At 59.2% G+C, this 13,905-nt stretch carries 10 protein-coding genes and 6 pseudogenes; 4 read left to right on the top strand and 12 right to left on the bottom strand.

What is annotated here, in order from left to right; genetic code table 11:
* Nucleotides 1-166 precede the first annotated feature (166 nt).
* Nucleotides 167-1,098 (bottom strand): annotated as a pseudogene (locus MF410_RS27985) (LysR family transcriptional regulator).
* A gap of 245 nt (nucleotides 1,099-1,343) precedes the next feature.
* Here MF410_RS27985 and MF410_RS27980 point away from each other — a divergent pair.
* Nucleotides 1,344-1,660: pseudogene (locus MF410_RS27980) on the top strand (response regulator); the annotation flags it as partial.
* Between the two features lie 236 nt (nucleotides 1,661-1,896).
* The gene (locus tag MF410_RS27975; RefSeq protein ID WP_131711485.1) at nucleotides 1,897-3,192 is read left to right on the top strand and encodes an epoxide hydrolase family protein; all 1,296 of its coding nucleotides are present in this window, start codon (nucleotides 1,897-1,899) and stop codon (nucleotides 3,190-3,192) included.
* Nucleotides 3,193-3,317: 125 nt separating this feature from the next.
* Here MF410_RS27975 and MF410_RS27970 read toward each other — a convergent pair.
* Nucleotides 3,318-3,524: pseudogene (locus tag MF410_RS27970) on the bottom strand (SDR family oxidoreductase); the annotation flags it as partial.
* 476 nt (nucleotides 3,525-4,000) lie between these two features.
* Between MF410_RS27970 and MF410_RS27965 the strand changes: the two are divergent.
* Both MF410_RS27965 and MF410_RS27960 read left to right on the top strand, forming a co-directional pair.
* Nucleotides 4,001-4,939, top strand: a complete 939-nt coding sequence (locus MF410_RS27965) for an adenylate/guanylate cyclase domain-containing protein (RefSeq protein WP_131711484.1) — start codon at nucleotides 4,001-4,003, stop codon at nucleotides 4,937-4,939.
* A gap of 90 nt (nucleotides 4,940-5,029) precedes the next feature.
* A complete protein-coding gene (locus MF410_RS27960; RefSeq protein ID WP_131711440.1) occupies nucleotides 5,030-5,650 on the top strand; it encodes a LysE family translocator in 621 nt (206 codons plus the stop codon).
* A 316-nt stretch (nucleotides 5,651-5,966) separates the two neighbouring features.
* Here the strand turns inward: MF410_RS27960 and MF410_RS36830 are convergent.
* The 10 genes and pseudogenes from MF410_RS36830 to MF410_RS27910 form a co-directional block, all read right to left on the bottom strand.
* Nucleotides 5,967-6,299, bottom strand: a pseudogene (locus MF410_RS36830) (glycoside hydrolase family 15 protein); the annotation flags it as partial.
* Entirely contained in the window at nucleotides 6,299-6,430 is a 132-nt protein-coding gene (locus MF410_RS36825) for a glycoside hydrolase family 15 protein (RefSeq protein ID WP_245500064.1), read from the bottom strand. The pseudogene MF410_RS36830 and the gene MF410_RS36825, both read right to left, overlap by 1 nt.
* A gap of 486 nt (nucleotides 6,431-6,916) precedes the next feature.
* Nucleotides 6,917-7,462, bottom strand: a complete 546-nt coding sequence (locus tag MF410_RS27945) for an NmrA family NAD(P)-binding protein (protein ID WP_345774731.1) — start codon at nucleotides 7,460-7,462, stop codon at nucleotides 6,917-6,919.
* 94 nt (nucleotides 7,463-7,556) lie between these two features.
* Nucleotides 7,557-7,787: pseudogene (locus tag MF410_RS36820) on the bottom strand (NAD-binding protein); the annotation flags it as partial.
* Nucleotides 7,788-7,904: 117 nt separating this feature from the next.
* Complete coding sequence (locus tag MF410_RS27935; protein ID WP_131711438.1) at nucleotides 7,905-8,096, bottom strand: hypothetical protein; 192 nt, start codon at nucleotides 8,094-8,096, stop codon at nucleotides 7,905-7,907.
* Nucleotides 8,097-8,278: 182 nt separating this feature from the next.
* Nucleotides 8,279-8,788: a DUF995 domain-containing protein gene (locus MF410_RS27930; protein ID WP_131711437.1), complete on the bottom strand. Its 510-nt coding sequence runs from the start codon at nucleotides 8,786-8,788 to the stop codon at nucleotides 8,279-8,281.
* Between the two features lie 18 nt (nucleotides 8,789-8,806).
* Nucleotides 8,807-9,747 (bottom strand): annotated as a pseudogene (locus MF410_RS27925) (glycoside hydrolase family 26 protein).
* 19 nt (nucleotides 9,748-9,766) lie between these two features.
* Nucleotides 9,767-11,671, bottom strand: a complete 1,905-nt coding sequence (locus MF410_RS27920) for a glycosyltransferase family 2 protein (protein WP_097630053.1) — start codon at nucleotides 11,669-11,671, stop codon at nucleotides 9,767-9,769.
* Entirely contained in the window at nucleotides 11,668-12,654 is a 987-nt protein-coding gene (gene galE, locus MF410_RS27915; protein WP_131711436.1) for a UDP-glucose 4-epimerase GalE, read from the bottom strand. The genes MF410_RS27920 and galE overlap by 4 nt, the downstream gene beginning before the upstream one ends.
* Complete coding sequence (locus MF410_RS27910; RefSeq protein ID WP_131711435.1) at nucleotides 12,654-13,700, bottom strand: UDP-glucuronic acid decarboxylase family protein; 1,047 nt, start codon at nucleotides 13,698-13,700, stop codon at nucleotides 12,654-12,656. Before MF410_RS27910 ends, galE begins: the two co-directional genes overlap by 1 nt.
* Between the last annotated feature and the right edge of the window lie 205 nt (nucleotides 13,701-13,905).

Genomic DNA, 13,905 nt, shown 5'->3' with positions numbered 1-13,905 from the left:
CTCTCCGGCCGGCGTTCCCTCTGCCTACCGGCGGCACTCGTCCGTCCGCCTCGGATACGGACGCTGAGCAGGTACCGAGCTCTTCACCGCAACTATGAGATTAGCTGGGGAGAACGCCGCGGAGAACCGTCATTTACCCGCAGACAGCCAACCGCTTTCGGCACAATTATTCGAGGCTGCCGGATTCCGCGGCGATGCGTCCCAGTTCCGAACGTAGACGTGGGACTGCAAAGTCGATGAAGGCTCGTACTTTCGGAACGGCTGCGCGCCCTTGAGGCGTTAGGATGTGGACAGGTAGCGCAGGTGGCTCCGCCTGAGCAAGGACGACTTTGAGGCGGCCGTCTCGGACATATGCCGCGACATGATAGGAATAGAGCCGGGTCACGCCCATTCCTTCGGCGGCCGACGCCGCGGCTGCTCGGACGCTATTGACCAGATAGCGTGGGGTGAAGTGAAGGGTTCTTGGAACGGAAGTACCTTTGGCCGGCGCAAAGCTCCAGGATTCGAGCCCGAAGTTCGAGAAGGCGATCAAGTCGTGGCGAGAGAGTTCCGACGGCTCGTTGATGGGAGCTCGGCTGTCGAGATATCGCGGCGCCGCGACCACGACGCGGCGGACATCTCCGCCGATGCGGGTGGACATGTGAGTCGAGTCGGCGAGATTCCCGATCCTCAGGGCGACATCCACTCCCTCGTCGACGAGGTTCACGAACCGGTCGAGCATCAAAAACCGAACTGAGACGTTGGCGTTCTCACGCAGAAAGCTGTCGAGGATCGGCCGGAGCACCTCTTCACCTAGGATGGGGGCGCCGAAATTGTCAACGTTCCTCGCGGAGAGGATCGCTCGGAGCCGGCGATCATGTCCGCCTCCTCGAGATCGACAAGCACCCTGCGGCATGCTTCGACATATCGCTGGCCCGCTTCGCTGAGCTTTAGACTCCTTGTCGTGCGGTGAAGGAGCTCCACGCCAACATGTTGCTCGAGCAGACCCAATGCCCGGCTGATCGCAGTCGGCGACCGCTTCAGCCTACGAGCGGCGCCCGCCAGGCTTCCTTCTTCAACCGCAGTGACGAAGACCTTCATTGCATCGATACGATCCATTATCTGCTCCCGACCCGCTCTAGGCACCGGCGACCCGCGCGAAGTTGCCGGTCACCGGCCTTCTACCCAACAAGCAGGTGACGCGCGACCCTTCAGGCCCGATACCATCGTACAATGGACTTACCCGCTGGACTGCTCATTCTGTCCAGGCTTGCTAAGCGAACTGATGAGTTTGTCGCTAAGCCACGTTTCAGATACCTTTTTCGGGAAGTTGGCGACGACCTGACAGCGCTTTGGGAGAGCACATGTACCGGATGACCTCCACGGTGACCACTTTGAACCCAAGCGATCAGGATCGACCGACAGTTTTCGTCGTTGATGACGATATTTCCGTGCGAGAATCGCTGGAGCTGCTGATTGGCTCCGCCGGGTGGCTCCGCTGCATTTTGATTCCGCGCAAAGTTTTCTCGAAGCACCGGTTCTGGCCTCTCCCTGCTGCCTGGCTCGACGTGAATATGCCAGGACTAAACGGCCTCGATCTCCAGAGCATGATTGCGATAAGCCGGAGTAGGATGCCCATCATATCGTGTCCGGTTTCGGCGACGTTCCGACGAGGGTGAAAGTCGGTCTTTCAGTCTGTCGCTCCATCATTGAGAGTCATGGTGGGCAGCTTTGGCTGAGCCTAATCAGGGGTCGTGCGTTACCATGCACTTCTCCGTACCAGCCGCCGAAGAGGCGACAGTCGGAGGAACCAGCCAATACCAAGGTGTTGTGCATACCTTGGTGCAATTGTTGCAGAAGGCCTTCAGTGCGAATTTCCTCCTCGTCAAAGAACAGCGCACGAGCGAGGAGGACGCCATGTCCCGAGTAGAGTCAAAAATAACCCGTCGAACACTGCTTGCAGTCGCTGCGTCCGCCAGCGCTATCGGGGTCTTTCCCGAAGCGTTCGCAGAGACCAGTACCGTGTCTGGGTTCCGACCCTTCAAGTTCACCGCGTCCAAGGATCAGCTGGCCGATCTCCATCGACGCGTTGCCGCCACCCGTTGGCCGGACGAGGAAAACGTCACAGACGACAGCCAGGGCGTCAGGCTCGACACGATTAAGAAGCTCGCCAACCATTGGAAGACCCATGACTGGCGAAAGGTCGAAGCTCGGCTTAGTTCCCTTCCACAGTTCCTCACAGAGATTGACGGCCTCGACATCCATTTCATTCATGTCAAGTCGAAGCACGAAAATGCGCTGCCGATAATCATCACCCATGGCTGGCCTGGATCGGTTATCGAACAGATGAAAATCATAAAACCCCTCACCGATCCGACCGCCTTCGGTGGCACCGAAGCTGATGCCTTTCATGTGATCATTCCTTCTCTGCCGGGCTATGGATTCTCCGCCAAACCCAGGAACGCGGAGTGGACGCCACCCCGAATTGCCAAAGCATGGGCTGTTCTAATGCAACGCCTCGGCTATTCAAAATATGTGGCCCAAGGTGGCGATTGGGGCAATGCCGTCACAGAACTGATGGCGGTGCAGGAGCCCGCGGGGCTCCTCGGTATCCATACCAACATGGCGGCTACCGTCCCTACCGAGATAACCAAGGCGCTTGCCGCCGGCATTCCACCTTCCAATCTCTCAGCAGACGAGAAGCGGGCCTACGATCAGCTCGACGATTTCAACAAGAATGGGCTTGGCTACGCGATTGAGATGAACAACCGGCCACAGACCCTCTATGGAATCGTAGACTCGCCGATCGGGCTCGCGGCCTGGATGCTGGATCATGACATCCGGAGCTACCGAATGATCGCAAGGTCTTTCGATGGCGAACATGAAGGCCTTACGCCAGACGACGTCCTAGACAATATCACCCTTTATTGGCTTACGAACACTGCGATTTCGTCAGCACGACTCTATTGGGCCAACGCGCATTTCCCGTCTGGCGGTTTCTTTGATCCGCGTGGCATCAAAATCCCGGTCGCTGTCAGCGCTTTTCCGGACGAGATATACCAGGCGCCACAAAGCTGGGCCGAAAAAGCATACCCAAAGCTGATCCACTACAATCGGCTACCTAGGGGTGGGCACTTCGCAGCCTGGGAGCAGCCGGAGCTGTTTACCTCGGAGCTGCGGATAGCTTTCAAGTCTTTGCGCGACCAAATCTAGGTCGAGCCTTCAAACCCCACCCCTCGTGCCATCTTCAGTATGCGGCGCCCACATCGGGCGCCGTGCGGGAAATCCGCCGATGTGTATTGGGAAGGTTTCCAGCTTCCTGCACTTCTGCGCGGGAGCATGACGTGGGCGACGTCCTCCGCCTGTCCGACACTTGAGAAGACCGACAGCGCTTCCGCGCCGGCGCGCGTGTCCGGCGAGGCCAGCTATTCGGCATTCATATCGGTTTCTTTCACACCCGGCAGCACGGCATTGACGGTAATCCCGAGCGTTGCAACTTCAGGGGCCAGCGCCAGTGTCAATGTCTCCAGCGCTCCCTTGGAAGCAGGCGGGATCTCGAACTCAGTTGCAGTCAATTACAACTCAAGCTTCGCTCACTGTGACCTTGTCCCAGGTCTTATCCCCACCTTTGAGTTCGCTCCTGCATATCCCTCCGGGAGAGTGGGCAAACACTCCGCGCAATGGGCGTTCCGCTAGACGGTTGTTCTGCCGGCGATCCCGAAGTTTGAAACCAGCGTGGCTTTCTCTCTCCGCAGTCACTTCAACTATTTTCCATAGATATAGGAATGTACTGTACGTGTCTCCCTTCGCGCCCGGTTGAGAAAACATCCGCCTCTGTGGCACACTCGCCAGTACCCTATCGCGCCGATTATGTGATGTTGCTTATGCATCTTTCGGGAGGCACACCAGACCGATGTGTTTTTCGGCCGGGCATCAAGGTATGGTATCAGCATCACCGAGGCCAAGGGAACAAAAGCTCTCGCCGGCCTTTCTTTGCGGAGAGGCCACTTTGGACACGCGCATGGAAGCTCCTCCTCTTGATCGAAAGCTAGCCGCCATCCTCGCTGCCGACGTGGAGGGTTATTCCCGGCTCATGCATGTAAACGAGGAGCGGACTCTGGCTACTCTGACTTCGCATCGCACGATCGTCGACGGCATCATCGAACGGGCAAAGGGGGAAATCTTCGGGACGGCTGGTGACAGCGTTCTTGCTGAATTCCCATCGATCGTGCTCGCGTTCAATGCCGCCGTTGCAATGCAGCAATCTATCTGGCGCGCCAACCAAGCTTTACCTGACGAAGAGCGCATGAATTTTCGTATCGGCATTAACGTCGGCGACATTCTAGTCAAGAACGGGAATATCTTTGGCGATGGTGTAAATATCGCGGCTCGGTTGGAAGGCATGGCGGATGTCGGCGGCATCTGCGTCACCCGCGGTGTCAGAGACCACCTGCGGGATCGTGTCGACGCGACGTTCGAAGATCTTGGTGAGCAGACATTTAAAAACATCGCAAGACCGCTGAGGGTCTTCCGGGTGCAGTTCGACCGGGAGGCAGACCCGATCATCGATGGACCCGAGCCCCGCTTCCCGTATCTCGACGATGGGAGCGACAAAGGCACTTGGGTACAGCATGCCGAACCGATACCGACCGATTACCGAACCCCCGACGACATGCAGCAGGTCGAGATTGCTTACTGGGACTCTGTACGGGAAAGCAATGACCCCAATGAGTACCGACAGTATTTGACGCGATATCCGAACGGCAAGTTTGTCGATCTGGCGCAGGCTCGCCTTGAAAACGGCAAGCCGTCGACGGAAGAGCTGGCGGTCGAAGTTGCCTTCTGGGACACGGTACGCAGTGATGGGAATGCTGCAATGATCGAAGCCTACCTTGCCAGATATCCCCAAGGACAATTTTGTGACTTGGCGCGTCTGATGCTCGCGGGACCGGGCAGGTAGAATTATCAAACACAGAAGCTGCCGCGTTTATTGTCTTTACCTGCGGCTCAACCAAGGCGCACAGCTGCCACAAGCGAAATCGAGGATCGCATGTTTTTCCTTTCAGTTGCGGCAATCTGGGCCATCGCCTCCATGACGCCCGGACCAAACACGCTGCTGTCCATCCGCTATTGCCTGACATCGACACGCAAGGTTGCGCTCACCGCGGCTTGCGGTACCGTCACTGGGACGTTCGCTTGGGGCCTGGCGGGATGGTTGGGCATCAACGTGTTGTTTCAGGCCGCTCCGTTTGCCTATCTGGCTCTGAAATTCGCCGGCGGGCTCTACCTTGTTTGGCTCGGGCTGAAACTCTTCCTCGACGTACGGAAAGCACGCGGCGGCGATGCGGACATTTTGCCGGCGTGCATTGAAGTACCATTAGCCACAGCTTATCGCATGGGTCTTGCGACTAACCTTGCCAATCCGAAAACAGCGCTTTTCGTCGCGTCGCTTTTCGCCGCGACAATGCCGGCGGGCACACCCTTCTATTACGGCGCGGCTGCAATTGCCGAGATGATGATGATCTCAACCATCTACTACACCTGCCTGATCAGCCTGATTACCCATCCAGCGGTGGCCGCCGGCTATCTCAGGGCAAAGCGCAAGATTGATGTCGGTGTGGCGACCGTGTTCATCGGCTTCGGCACAAAACTTCTCCTATCGCGGCAGTAGGATCAACACGAAAGTTTCATGCCAGAGCTGAATTGGACCTGGGAAATCCGTTTGCGTGGGCTATCATTGTGCTGAGCGCCGTTGCACCGTTGTTTTGGTTCTGGCGCAGAGGGTGATTTTGAGCCTATACTATCGGAAACCTTGCTTGCCATCCTACCGACACCCAGCAACACATCTCTGGCCTTTGAGGATCGGTCGCCGAGCGCGCCCACCTTGGACAGCGCCCGACGGAGGGGTCGAACAACCTTTGTGCATCCTGCCGGCGACCAGTGAGCACATAGGCATCAGCCAGCCAGAAGCTGCACGCCAGGAATGCGCCTTCCCGGCCGCCGACCCCATCGTCGGTCTCGTTCGTGGAGTAGCGCATAACGAGCCCACCCTGCAGAAGCTCCCGCTCCACCGCGGCGATTGTACCAATGACGCGCGGGTCGTCGGCTGGCAAAAAGCCAACCTGTGGCATCAGCAACAGGCTCGCATCGAGCGTGTCACCGCCTTAGTATTGCACAAAGCTGTTCTTTTTCTCATCGAAGCCTTTGGAACAGATCTCGGCATGAATTTGCTGGCGCATCTCACGCCACTCCGCGACAGGGCCTTCAAGACCATGCCGCTCGGTGCAGATGAAGGCTCGGTCGAATGCCACCCAAGCCATCATGCGCGAGGGCTGAATGCCCGCGCCGGCCCCCCGACTTCCCAGATGCCCCGATCCAGCGTTTGCCACGCAGTCATCAGGTGAGCGAGCAGCACCTTTTGCAGCCGCCACGCCTCCTCTTGCGGCTGCAGTTCGGCATCGCGCGCAGCATTCAGAGTGTCGATCAGTTCGCCATAGACGTCGATTTGTACCCAGGTAGTTTATTGCAACTCGTGCACCCTCGGCGGCGAAGGCCCTAGAGATCGCCGCGCCGAGACCAGAGTTGCCCCCCGTCACGAGAACACGTCTGTTGTTAAGTCCGAGGTTCATCGTGATGTTCGAGCATCGATCAAAAGGAAGCTTCATCGCCACGACCAATAACGCCAATCGGAAGCGCGTTGTTCCTGGCAAGTGAATTGCGTCAGCGAACCGCAAATCGGAGCGCCCTATCCCATTTGATGGTGTCGTCGAATTCCAATGAGCTTTGCTGATGTCTTCAACATGTAGAGCAGCCGTTCCTGTTGGCCTGCCGCCATGGTCTCTCATGCGCGAGAACACCCATCTCGGTGACAATGGCAGTAGAATTTGCCCAGCCTCTCGAGTTGCAGCTCGAACCGAAATCGGATTCCTTCCTCCCATCAGGAGGCGTCAGGATGAGCCAGAACGAGTTTGCTTATGTAGGTTTGGAGCGAGATCGAGCCGCGAATAGGATTCTCGGGATACTCGGGACCATCGGCGGTGAGAGCCGTCATCCTTGCATATGACCGAGCCGCTGCGTCGGAGAAGCCAAAGCCGCGAAATGCGTCTTGCCAGCTTTCGCGCGGGATCACGTCGACGCGAACGGTCCGGCCGAGAGCGCCTGCGAAGGCCGCGGCGACATCATTAGGGGAGTACCGGTTCGGCCCCTCTACGGGATATGTGCCGATCTGTTCGACCGGCGCCTGCAATAGCTGCGCGGCCACCTTTCCTAGATCCTCCGGCGCGACCATCGGCAGCTTGAGGTCGGCGGGGAGCATGGTCGATAGCACCCCGTCCTTCGTGACGGATCCCACCATCGCATCCCAATTGCTGTAGAAGTAAGCTGCGCGGATGATACTGGCAGGAATTGGCTGGTTCCTCAGGCCCAATTCCAGTTCGTAAAGGACGTTGAGATCGCCGCATTCCTCGCCCGGCTGCGCGCCCATGGTTGAGTGCGCCACCACCTTCTCGAGTTCCGGACCCTTCAATCGCCTGAAGCAGGCAGCGCACGGTCTCGCGTTCCTCCCGATCCGTGTCGCTCGATACGTCCGCGTTCGGGTTAAGTAGGAAGGCCCGCTTCTCTTGGCGGAACGCCTCCCGCATCGAGGCTACGTCGTGGACGTCGACGAGCGCGACCTTCGCGCCCTGCTGGCGCCAAGCGGCGGCCTTATCAGGGTTTCGCGTGACGACGGTGACGGCCTCGCCCTCGTCGAGAAGCGTCTTCGCCACGCCGAAGCCGACGTGGCCCGTCCCGCCGACAACAATGTACATGGTGCTGTCTCCATCAAAGATGCGGGACGAAACGTTTCACGCGTGCAAGGGGTTCCTTCCGGTTTCTCACTGATGCGGAGCACTTTTCGCCTGGACTTGCCATAACCCGGCGGCTGCTCATTTGTTGGGCGAGGCAACGTTGACGAGGCCTTCGAGCAGAAAGTCCGGGACCTGCGCGGCGCCAAATCGATGGTTGAAGCCGTTCTTGCCGGCGGCCTGCCACGCAACATCGCGATCGGCGGTTCTGGTTTGCCCCCTGCGGATCAGCGTCGTCGGTTGCGCCCTTCCAGGCTCTGCCTGCGGTGCCATTGCTCAATTGAACACTATCGCGATATTAATCGGAACAGTCGACGGGACACCCGAGTGTCCGTTCGCCGCCTCTTTGATTTTGAAGGCGCTTCGCGATCTTTTATGAAAGGGTTGCGCGCAGGCATCGGCTCCTACAAGGACACAGATGGCGCCTCGGCCGCGCGCAACCCCCTGCTTCGCCTTTACTTGGCCCTACTGACGCTCGCCTCAATCCTCCCCAATTGAGAGCTCGCGTAGTCGCCGTGGCGAAGCTTTGCGAATTCGTCGGTGGCTTGTGCCGGTGCGCTCTTGAAAACGTACCATTCACCGTCCGGTTCGCGTTTCTGATAGATCAGGCCGCCCTTCTTGCGGTGGCTGAAGCAGGTGATTGCAGTCGCCGTTCCGGTCTTGGCGTGCCAGTCGGCGTTGAAGCAGAGTTTACCCGTTTCCGTGATGAACCAACGGCCCGTGCCGAAAGACGGCGAGCCGCTTTCCCGCGACCAGGCGGTAAAGCGGCGCGCCTTTGTGGAGAAGTAGCCGGCACCGGCTTTCCACATCCAGGATTTCTGGTTGTAGAGCTGATAGATTTCCGCGCTGCTCATCGGCTTTGCGGTCTCGCTCCCCGCGGGCTCATTGGTTCCGGCAGCGGACGCGGCCGTGGCGATACTGCTGGTCAGGGCCACGGCCAGGAGCATTTTTTGAAGTTTGGACATGTTGAGGTTCCTTGTTGTTCAATTGATGCTTTCGCGGACGACCCGCCAGTCGGGGCGGCCATAGCCGTCCGGCCACGGATAGACTTCGCGGTCGTTGAAGTAGATAACGGCGCTCAGGGCCGGGAACTGGGGATAGCGTTTTGTTACGCTCTCAGCCCAGTTTCGCACGAAGGAATCGCCGCCTTCGTAGCCGAGTTCGGCAACCATGATGGGCTTGCCGTAACCGGCGACACGGGCGTATCCGGGCGCAAGGTGTTCGGCAAACGTCTGGTCACGGCCAGTCTTGTACCTGTCGTATTGTTCCAGACCAAAGACCGAGAGCCCGATGAGATCGACGACATCATTGCCGGGATAAAAGGCTTGAAGCCCCTCATTGCCCTTCGGTGACCACATGTATTTGGCCGTCTTCAGGTGGACCTTGCAGACCTCCACCATCCGCCGATAGGCCTTGACATAATCGGCGCCCTGCCAATGCGACCATGAGAACTGGCTGTCGGTTTCGTCCATTTCCTGTCCCCAGCGAATGATGACCGGGCTTTTCAGCTCGGCAGCAGTCGAGCAGACGGCAGCCATGTTCGCATCGCGCGAACCGTCCAGGATGCTGTGCAGCAGTTCCTGCGAGGTTTGGCGCCAATCGGGTGACCAGGTCCAGGGCTCGACCGAGATCAGCAGCGTGCGGCCACGCGCCTGCGCATAATTGTCGGCGACCGCGAGCGTGCCCAGATCGACATCTTCCCAGGGCAGGAAGAGGTGTTCGATCTTCGAATCGGGCGAGGCGCCTGAGATCTCCATGCGGATCATAGGCGCCGAACGTGATCGACTCCTTGGTGACGACCGGCATTTTGGCCGGCGGCGCGATCGACGATGTCGTCACTGTAAGCGGCTGCCCTTCGGCAAAGCTGCCCAGAGCGGTCGGCAGGACCGTGAACTCCCGACAGCAACAGGCCGGTTAACGACAACAGGGCTATTTTGGATGGGCTATGCATTGTGTGTTTCCTCCACGCTCGGCCGCACATCCGGGTGAGCGGCATCGGTTCTCAGTTGGATCTCCTCCGGATCGGAAATCCATCGTGGTTTGAAAAAGATCGTGCGCAGGGCGCTCCCGCCCCGGCCTGCACCCGAGACGGCATAGCGCTCTTCGAACAGCTGAAGGCGACCGCTGCCCCAGGCGAGTGCCTCGGTCGCATCCTTGCCGCGCATGGTGGTTGCAACCCCCGGCAGCGCGACGAGCGCAAGAAGCACGGTCGCCATCGCCGGACGGTAGAAACGCGGGGCCGCCGCAACCATATTTTCCTTCGAATGACGCCCGACGATGACCAAGAGCAGCGCGCAGTAGATTGCCGCGTTCAGGATGGTAAAGAAGTAAGCCCCCTTGGAGGCGCCGGCATCGCCGATTGCCAGGGCGGGCAGCACCGCCATGAGCGCCAGCAAAGCGTAGGGCGCCAGGACACGCACCGGCAGCAGATCGACTTCGGACCGCCCTTTCGGAGTGACGCGGAAATCGACGAAGGAGCCCGTTACAAAATCGTGCATCGCAGCCAGCGTGCCGGCGAGCGCCCAGGGCCAGCGCGCGAAGAGAAATAGCATGCATTCCCAGCTCAGGATCTTGGCGTCGTAAGGGCGAAACGAGCTGCTGGCGCGCCAGCGATAAGCCATCACCACGAGAGCGATAGAAAGCGGTGCGAAATGCGCCAGGAAATCTGGGTAGGTCACCGTCACGAACTGGCCGCGCACGAGCGCGATGATCGGCAACGCAAACATGAGCAACATAAAGAACGCAAAAAGCGGATACCAGAGTTGCGAAAAGAGGAACTGGAACTTGAGCCGGGGCGGCAGCCGGCCGACGAGGCTCGGCGAGTACCGCAACAGCACCATGACCAGGCTGCGCGACCACTGGAATTCCTGCGTCACGAGATCGCTGAAGGTTCTGGGGCCGTCACCATGGGCGATGGCATCCAGCGCATGCACACCCCGCCAGCCGCCGGCATTCATCATCAGTGTCGTCGAATGGTCTTCAGCCAACTCCGGACCGAGGCCGCCGATCTGTTTGAGGGCGACGGTACGTACCGCGTAATGCGACCCTATGCACATCGGCGCCAGGCCGCCATTGTAGCCGGCTTGGAGCGAGCCATGCATGCTGGCCTCGGCATAGAGCCTTCCACGTGCCGACCAGCTTTCGGAAGCGTTCTTGTCGCAAATGCTGGGGGCCGAAACATAGCCGACCTTTGGATCGGCGAACGGACGCAACATGTGGAAGAGATAGTCGGGCGCGGGAACATGATCCGCATCGAGTTGCGCCACGAAATCGTAGCGGCTGTAGCCGTAGTGGTCGTAGAAGAAGGCGAGGTTGCCTTCCTTGCACCGCATGCGTCGGGGCCACGACGTCCGATGATAATCGGATCGCCCCTTGCGGGTCGAGACGAGGACCCCGTGCCGGGAGCACCAGTTAAGAGTCTCGGGGGAAGGGTCTTCATCGGCAAGCCAGGTGTCGTGTTCCACCTCCTGGGCCAGCATTGCCAGCAGGGTTTCACTGACGACCGAGAAGGGTTCGGCCGGCGCCTTGGTCACGACCATGGCCACTCGACTGCCCGCCGGCAGGCGCAAGGGACCGTTCGGTCTTGCCGCCCGATAGAAGACGACGATGAAATAGGCCGGCAGAGCGGTAACCCAGGCAAGAACGAGGCTCACTGTAATCGTGCCGAAAGCATCGACGTGATGGCGCGGCTCCAACCACCAGATCCAGAAATAGGCGAAGGCCCAGGCCCATACGGCCGCCGAGAACAGATATTCGGCCCGCCGATGTCCGGTCAGAACCGGGACAAGAAGCGGCTCGTGAGAGGGTTCCGGAGCACGCGTCGCTTGGGTAATCGCAAGTTCGGTCACGCGCGCGCCTCCAGTCCGAAGAACGGAGCTGCCGTTCGCACGATGGTTTCGAGGTCGGAATATCGAGGTTGGAAGCAGAGCGTCTCGCGGGCCAAGCTGGCGTCGGCGTAGAGGCTGGGCGGATCGCCCGGCCGGCGTGGATGAATGACGACCGGGACTTCGCACCCGGTCGTTTCCTGGATCGAGCGCAGGACTTCCCTGATGGAAAAACCCCGCCCGGTGCCGAGGTTGACGGCGAGGTTTGCTCCGCCTTTGGCGAGATGGGTGAAGGCCTGAACATGGGCGCGCGCGAGATCTGCGACGTGAATATAGTCCCTTATGCAGGTGCCGTCAGGGGTGTCGTAATCATCGCCGAATATTTCCAGGTGCGGAATCCGGCCGGCCGCGGCCAGCAGCGCCCGCGGAATGAGATGGGTTTCCGGAACGTGCCATTCGCCAAGCTCGCCGTCCGGATCGGCTCCACAGGCATTGAAGTAACGCAGGGCAACATACCGCAGGCCGTAGGCCGCCGCATAATCGGCGAGCATATGCTCGAAGATCAGCTTGGTCTTGCCGTAGGGATTGATCGGAGCCTTCGGCAACGTCTCATCGATCGGCAGCACGGAGGGGACGCCGTAGACGGCACAGCTCGATGAGAAGATGACGTTCTGAAGCCCCGTCTGCCGGCAGGCATCGATAAGCGACAACGCACCGCAGACATTGTTGTTGTAATATTTCGCCGGGTTTTGCACGGACTCGCCCACGTAGGCAGAGGCAGCAAAGTGGATGACGGCATCGGGAGCATATTTCTCGATGGCCTCGATCAGACATGGCGAGTCGAGGACGTCACCTTCGACGAAAGGGCCCCAGCGCACGGACGAACGGTTTCCGGTCGTAAGATTGTCGTAGACGACAGGCTCAATCCCCTCCGAGCGGAGGAGCTTGGCAGTGTGGCTGCCGATATAGCCGGCACCGCCGGTGACAAGGACCCGGGGCGCATCCATCAGACCGCCTCCAATTCGCGTGCCGGACGGGTGAGAAGACCATCGAAATAGTCGATCGTCTGACGCAGGCCGCTCGACAAGTCGATCTTCGGCCGCCAGTCCAGTTCCTGCATGGCGAGCGAAATGTCTGGGCGACGCTGACGAGGGTCGTCAACCGGCAGAGGGCGATGGATGATTTGCGACCGGGAGCCGGTCAATTTGATCACCTGTTCGGCCAGCTCCCGGATCGTGAATTCGCCCGGATTGCCGAGATTGACGGGCCCCGTCAGCGACGACGGTGAGGCCATCATGCGGACCATGCCGCCGATGAGATCATCGACGAAACAGAACGAGCGGGTCTGCGAACCGTCGCCATATATCGTGATGTCTTGCCCTGTCAGGGCCTGAACGATAAAATTCGAGACGACGCGGCCGTCGTCCGGACGCATCCGCGGGCCGTAGGTGTTGAAGATGCGGATGATCTTGATCTCGACGCCGTGCGTGTTGTGGAAGTCGAAAAACAGGGTCTCGGCGCATCGCTTGCCCTCGTCATAGCAGGAGCGCGGGCCGAACGAATTGACGTTGCCCCAGTAGCTTTCGACTTGCGGGTGGACGTTCGGGTCGCCGTAGACTTCGGAGGTGGATGCCTGGAGGATGCGTGCGCCGGTGCGCGCGGCCAGCTCCAGAAGGTTGAGGGAGCCCAACACGCAGGTCTTCGTGGTATGGACCGGATCGGCCTGATAATGCGGGGGCGATGCCGGGCAGGCGAGATTATAGATCTCGTCGACTTCCAGATCGAGTGGCTGGACGATATCGTGGGCGACGACATTGAAGCGCTCGACGCCCTTCAGATGGGCGATATTGCGCCGCATGCCGGTGGAAAAGTTGTCGAGGCAGATCACCTGGTGTCCGGCGGCCAAAAGCCTCTCGCACAGATGTGATCCGAGGAAACCTGCGCCGCCGGTGACAAGAACTCTCTTGGGCGCACGAGAGTTTTCGGATGAATAACTTTCATCATGAGACGAAGTCTTCGCAGTGCGCGCACGAATCCTACTAAGGTAGTTCATGACTATCCCCCGTGTTTTTCAGATTTTGCTGTGTTCTTTTCGATCTGTACTTCGCCATACCGCGAAGCTAAGTCGTTCGATCATGCGAATATTTTATTCGCCCGGTTTTTCTTTTGGAAAGAACCGATGTTTATTTAGATACAGCTAAGGGAAGCAATTGTCGTTATCCCTAGATCCTGGAAATTATCGCTCCGTACATTTCAGA

Source organism: Rhizobium sp. C104 (assembly GCF_022354505.1).
Classification (GTDB): Bacteria; Pseudomonadota; Alphaproteobacteria; order Rhizobiales; family Rhizobiaceae; genus Rhizobium; species Rhizobium redzepovicii.
Note: the sequence above shows the minus strand (reverse complement) of the source record. Positions and strands in the feature narration are given on the sequence as shown.

Bases quoted from the DNA above. Each gene is read 5' to 3' on its own strand.
- galE (WP_131711436.1), bottom strand. From the start codon at position 12,654: ATGGATGCGCCCCGGGTCCTTGTCACCGGCGGTGCCGGCTATATCGGC.
- MF410_RS27945 (WP_345774731.1), bottom strand. From the start codon at position 7,462: ATGGGCGCGCAGCCGGGCGAGGAATGCGGCGATCTCAACGTCCTTTAC.
- MF410_RS27960 (WP_131711440.1), top strand. From the start codon at position 5,030: ATGTTTTTCCTTTCAGTTGCGGCAATCTGGGCCATCGCCTCCATGACG.
- MF410_RS27930 (WP_131711437.1), bottom strand. From the start codon at position 8,788: ATGTCCAAACTTCAAAAAATGCTCCTGGCCGTGGCCCTGACCAGCAGT.
- MF410_RS27910 (WP_131711435.1), bottom strand. From the start codon at position 13,700: ATGAACTACCTTAGTAGGATTCGTGCGCGCACTGCGAAGACTTCGTCT.
- MF410_RS27935 (WP_131711438.1), bottom strand. From the start codon at position 8,096: ATGGCACCGCAGGCAGAGCCTGGAAGGGCGCAACCGACGACGCTGATC.
- MF410_RS27975 (WP_131711485.1), top strand. From the start codon at position 1,897: ATGTCCCGAGTAGAGTCAAAAATAACCCGTCGAACACTGCTTGCAGTC.
- MF410_RS27965 (WP_131711484.1), top strand. From the start codon at position 4,001: ATGGAAGCTCCTCCTCTTGATCGAAAGCTAGCCGCCATCCTCGCTGCC.